The sequence below is a fragment of the Clostridium sp. CAG:43 genome, from assembly GCF_000434655.1.
Lineage (GTDB): Bacteria > Bacillota > Clostridia > Lachnospirales > Lachnospiraceae > Otoolea > Otoolea fessa.
On the sequence record NZ_FR895093.1, the window covers coordinates 64,640 to 69,287 of the forward strand.

7 protein-coding genes are annotated in these 4,648 nt (G+C 53.2%); all 7 read left to right on the plus strand.

The window, feature by feature from the left end; genetic code table 11:
- On the plus strand, positions 1 to 456 hold a 456-nt coding region (locus QVO97_RS07725), incomplete at its 5' end, for a M20/M25/M40 family metallo-hydrolase (protein WP_288189342.1).
- 31 nt (positions 457 to 487) lie between these two features.
- Complete coding sequence (locus tag QVO97_RS07730; protein WP_022359769.1) at positions 488 to 1,234, plus strand: glutamine amidotransferase; 747 nt, start codon at positions 488 to 490, stop codon at positions 1,232 to 1,234.
- 25 nt (positions 1,235 to 1,259) lie between these two features.
- A complete protein-coding gene (locus tag QVO97_RS07735; RefSeq protein WP_022359770.1) occupies positions 1,260 to 2,150 on the plus strand; it encodes a M20 family metallopeptidase in 891 nt (296 codons plus the stop codon).
- A complete protein-coding gene (locus QVO97_RS07740; protein WP_369678398.1) occupies positions 2,068 to 2,424 on the plus strand; it encodes a M20/M25/M40 family metallo-hydrolase in 357 nt (118 codons plus the stop codon). Before QVO97_RS07735 ends, QVO97_RS07740 begins: the two co-directional genes overlap by 83 nt.
- Positions 2,421 to 3,449, plus strand: a complete 1,029-nt coding sequence (locus QVO97_RS07745; protein ID WP_022359772.1) for a LacI family DNA-binding transcriptional regulator — start codon at positions 2,421 to 2,423, stop codon at positions 3,447 to 3,449. The genes QVO97_RS07740 and QVO97_RS07745 overlap by 4 nt, the downstream gene beginning before the upstream one ends.
- Before the next feature lie 21 nt (positions 3,450 to 3,470).
- Positions 3,471 to 4,367 carry a ribokinase gene (locus tag QVO97_RS07750; protein WP_022359773.1) on the plus strand — a complete coding sequence of 299 codons (897 nt, stop codon included), beginning with the start codon at positions 3,471 to 3,473 and terminating at the stop codon, positions 4,365 to 4,367.
- A 169-nt stretch (positions 4,368 to 4,536) separates the two neighbouring features.
- The coding region (locus tag QVO97_RS07755; RefSeq protein ID WP_288189350.1) for a hypothetical protein at positions 4,537 to 4,648 on the plus strand (112 nt) is incomplete at its 3' end.

Consider the following 4,648-nt stretch of genomic DNA (forward strand, 5'->3'; position numbering starts at 1 on the left):
GGTGGAACCGCCGGCTCTACCGTGCCGGGCGAGTGCAGTTTTTCTACCTGCGTCCACTATGTTCCGACCCTGATGAATCAGGATATGGTTGTAAAGGAATTTACAGAGGTCGTTGAGCGGATCAGCCGTTCCGACGCGTGGATGGAGGCACATCCGCCGAAGATTTCCATTTACCAGACCGGACACGGGTTTGAGATGGAGGAGGATCATCCGCTGGTAGACACCTTTAAAGAGGCGTACAGTGAGGCACTTTCGCGCAGCGTGAAGGTGGAAGGATCCCATTTTGGCTGTGATTCCCGCCTGTGGCGCAACATTGCCGGATGCCCGACGATCCAGTATGGACCGGGCGAGGGCGCACAGTGCCATACCGTGGATGAGTGGCTGAAGCTCGATTCCTATCTGGAAGCGATTCTGGTGTATGCGAAACTGATTCTTTCCTGGGGAGAGAAGAAATAAGAAATTGATAAATATATAAGGAGATAAAAACATGAGCAAGAAAGTTTTACTGGCAGGCGAGTCCTGGATGAGCTATACAACCCATGTTAAGGGATTTGATTCATTTTACACTTCTACCTATGAAACCGGTGAAAAATGGCTGAAAGCAGCCCTTGAGGCAGGTGGTTATGAGGTGACATTCCTTCCAAACCATCTGGCAAATGAGGAATTTCCATTTACAATGGAAGAACTGAAACAGTATGATCTGGTAATTCTGTCCGATATCGGAGCAAACACCCTGCTTCTGCCGGGCGCTACGTTTAACCGCAGTGAAAAAATGCCGAACCGCTGCAATCTGATCCGCGACTATGTCAACGATGGCGGCGCTCTTCTGATGGTCGGCGGCTATCTGACCTTCTCTGGCGTGGATGCAAAGGGCAAATGGCATGACACAGCTGTACAGGAGGTTCTTCCAGTCGAGGTTCTGACGGTCGATGACCGTATGGAACACTGCGAGGGCGTAAAACCGGTAACCGTGGGCAAGCATGAAGCTTTAAAGGGCATTCCGACCGACTGGCCGGAGGTTCTCGGTTACAATAAGGTAATCGCAAAACCGGAGGCAGAGGTTCCGGTTACTGTAGAGGGCGATCCGTTTATCGCATTTGCTTCTTATGGAAAAGGGCGCAGCGGTGTTGTCACAACCGACTGTGCACCGCACTGGGCACCGCCGGAATTCTGTGAGTGGGAATACTACAATAAATTGTGGCAGAATATCGCAGACTGGCTGATTCAGAAATAAGATAGCAGGAAAAAGGAGAGCGCGTATGGACGGAGCGGTGAAACTTTTAAAAGAGCTTCTGACCATTCGGAGTGTCAATGGACGGGATGACGAGGGAGCAGTGGCAGAATATTTGTGCAAGTATTTCGAACAATCGGGAATTTCTGCACATATACAGCGGATTGACGCGACACACGCCAATGTGCTGGCGGAGCTTGAGGGGGAGTCGGATGGCGCTCCGATCTTCTGGAACGGGCATCTGGACACGGTTCCTTACGGAGATACCGGAGAATGGAAGACTGACCCGGCGGTTCCGGTGGAACGGGACGGTTTTCTCTATGCCCGCGGTGCCAGCGATATGAAGAGTGGGCTTGCCGCGATGGTGTACGCGCTCTGTGAATATAAAAAATCCGGTCGTCCGGTGCCGCACACGATCCACTTCCTCGGAACCTGTGATGAGGAAAAGGGCGGCATCGGCGCCAGGGAGATCTTAAAGGAAGTCCCGGAGACGTCGATTGGAACGCTTCTGATAGGAGAACCGACGGGATGCAGGCTGGGCGTGGCGCAGAAAGGCTGCCTGTGGCTGGAGATAGAAGCACACGGAAAGACGAGCCACGGGGCATACCCGCAGGAGGGCTGCAATGCCGTGGAACAGGCGATGGCGCTGACCGGTGAGATTGAAACATATGTGAAAAGCTTCACACACCCGGTTCTCGGCGCATCGACCGCGCAGGTAACGCAGATTTCCGGCGGCGTGGCGCCAAATATGACGCCGGATACCTGCCGGATTCTCATGGATATCCGTATGACACCGGGACTGACGAGCCAGATGGTAGTCGGTCAGGCGGAGGCGTTTGCGGCGGCGCGTTCCGTTACATCAGAAGAAAANNNTTACATCAGAAGAAAAATTCCGCGTCAGCTGCCGGATTGTCAATGACCGGCGGGCGATCGAGATTGGAGAATCCCATCCGCTTGTGAAACAGCTCTCGAAGGGACTGGAGAAAAAAGGGCTTCCGGTGGAGACGACTGGGATTAATTTCTTTACAGATGCTTCGATCCTGGTGGAACACAAGCTGGATGCAGCCGTTCTCTTATTTGGTCCGGGCGAGGCAGGCATGGCGCATAAGCCAAATGAGCGGGTCGAGATAGAAAAATATCAGAAATCCATTCAGGTTCTCATGGATCTGATCGCATCGGAGGTGGATGAGTGAGGGCAACCATCAAGGATATTGCCGCTGCGACTGGTTTTTCCGTGACGACAATCTCACTGGTTCTCAATGGAAAAGGATATAAGATCTCGGATGAGACAAAGAATCAGATCCTAGCGAAGGCGCGGGAACTGAATTATCGTCCGAACCAGCTCGCGGTCAGTCTGGTAAAGCGGCAGAGCAAGACCATAGGATTTATCGTCCCGGATATTTCCAATGTATATTTTGCCAATATGGCGCGTGCGATCGATGAGGCGTGCCGCGAAAATGGCTGGAGTGTGATTCTCTGCAACACGAATGATAATTATGACCGGGATCGGGAGTATATCGATCTTCTGGCGGATAAAGGCGCGGACGGCATTGTGTTTATCATGGCTAAAGATAATACGCGGGAGATGGCGGCGGAGGAGATCGATTATCTGGAATCGATCCACATACCCTATGTGGTAGTTGACCGGATCCCGGAGCTTCGGAACTGTCCGGCGGTCGGTACCGACCATGAGATCGGCGGTTATCTGGCGGCGCGCCATCTGTTAAGCCTTGGACACCGGCGGATTGCCTGCGTTGTGGGACCGCATGCGACCCAGATGGATTCGGAGGCCCGTTACCATGGCTACTGCCGGGCGATGGAGGAGGCGGGAATTCCAGTGGATGAACGTCTCGTCTGTGCCGGCGAGTATACGCAGGAGGGTGGCGCGGCGGCGGTCGAAAAGCTCATTTCACAGGATTTTACGGCGATTTTCGCCTGCAACGACGCTTCGGCGTATGGCGTATGCAGAAAACTCAAGGAATATAGAAAGAAAGTACCGGAAGATGTTTCGGTTGTCGGATACGATGACGTTTTCTATGCACGGATGCTGGAGGTGCCGCTGACAACGATACGCCAGCAGGTACGGGAGATGGGAAGAGAGGCGGTACGGCTGCTTCTGAAACAGATACGGGAACATAAAAGACCGGAGAGCAAGGTAATCTTTGCGCCGGAACTGGTGGTGCGGGAGAGCACGGCGAGAATACAGCCGTCTCAGTAACCGGAGAGAGAGGGGAGCAGAGTGAAGGTATTGAATTTTGGTTCACTGAATATTGATTATACGTATCAGGTGGATCATTTTGTAAGAGCGGGAGAGACGATGTCCTCTGAGTCGCTGCAGGTATTCAGCGGCGGCAAAGGGCTGAATCAGTCGATCGCGCTGAGCAAGGCGGGCGCAGACGTATGGCACGCCGGAGCTGTCGGAGCCGGGGATGGAGATTTCCTCATCGAGCAGATGAAGAAGGCGGGCGTCCACACGGAGCTGATCGAGCATCTCGACGGGCAGACAGGACACGCGATCATCCAGAAAGATCCGGCAGGGCAGAACTGCATTCTGCTGTATGGCGGTGCCAACCAGCGGATCACGAGGGAAATGGTGGATCGCGTCCTGACACAGTTTGAGGCGGACGATTTCCTGATTTTACAGAATGAGATCAGCGAGATCGGCTATATCATGGAGAAAGCCCATGAAAAAGGCATGAAGATCGTTCTGAATCCGTCCCCGATGAATGCGAAGATCCTGTCCTATCCGCTGGAATATGTGGATTACTTCTTATTAAATGAGGTGGAGGCGTCGGATATCTGCGGCATTGAGGCAACCAAAGATCCGCAGGCGCTGATGAACGGACTGGTAAAACGGTTCCCGGAGGCGAAGATTGTCCTGACACTCGGCGGCGATGGTTCCGTGTACCGCGATGGCGACGCAGTCCTTCGTCAGGGAATCTATAAAGTGCCGGTTGTGGACACGACGGCGGCAGGCGATACATTTACCGGTTATTTTATCGGCGGCTTACAGCTCGGTGAAGACCCGAAGACGGCGCTGGAACATGCGGCAAAAGCGGCAGCGATCGCCGTTTCCCGCCCAGGAGCAGCTCCGTCGGTGCCGAACCGGGAGGAAGTAGAGACGTTTGAGGGATAAAAAGCACCTGAAAACTTGTCTTTTAAAACAGAATATAGTAAAATACCATTTGGTGGCGTTTCCGAAATTCGGGCTGGTACCGGGATTTGCGGAGGCGCCTCTTTTTTGCGCCCGTCTGACTCGTGTCAGTGTGGGCATATAGAAATAAAAAAGGAGAAGATAAGTAGAAATGGGAAGAGAACGTTTTTCCTCTCGGCTGGGATTTATCCTGATTTCCGCGGGCTGTGCGATCGGTCTGGGAAATGTGTGGAGATTCCCGTACATTGTCGGTCAGTATGGCG

Bases quoted from the DNA above. Each gene is read 5' to 3' on its own strand.
- QVO97_RS07730 (WP_022359769.1), top strand. From the start codon at position 488: ATGAGCAAGAAAGTTTTACTGGCAGGCGAGTCCTGGATGAGCTATACA.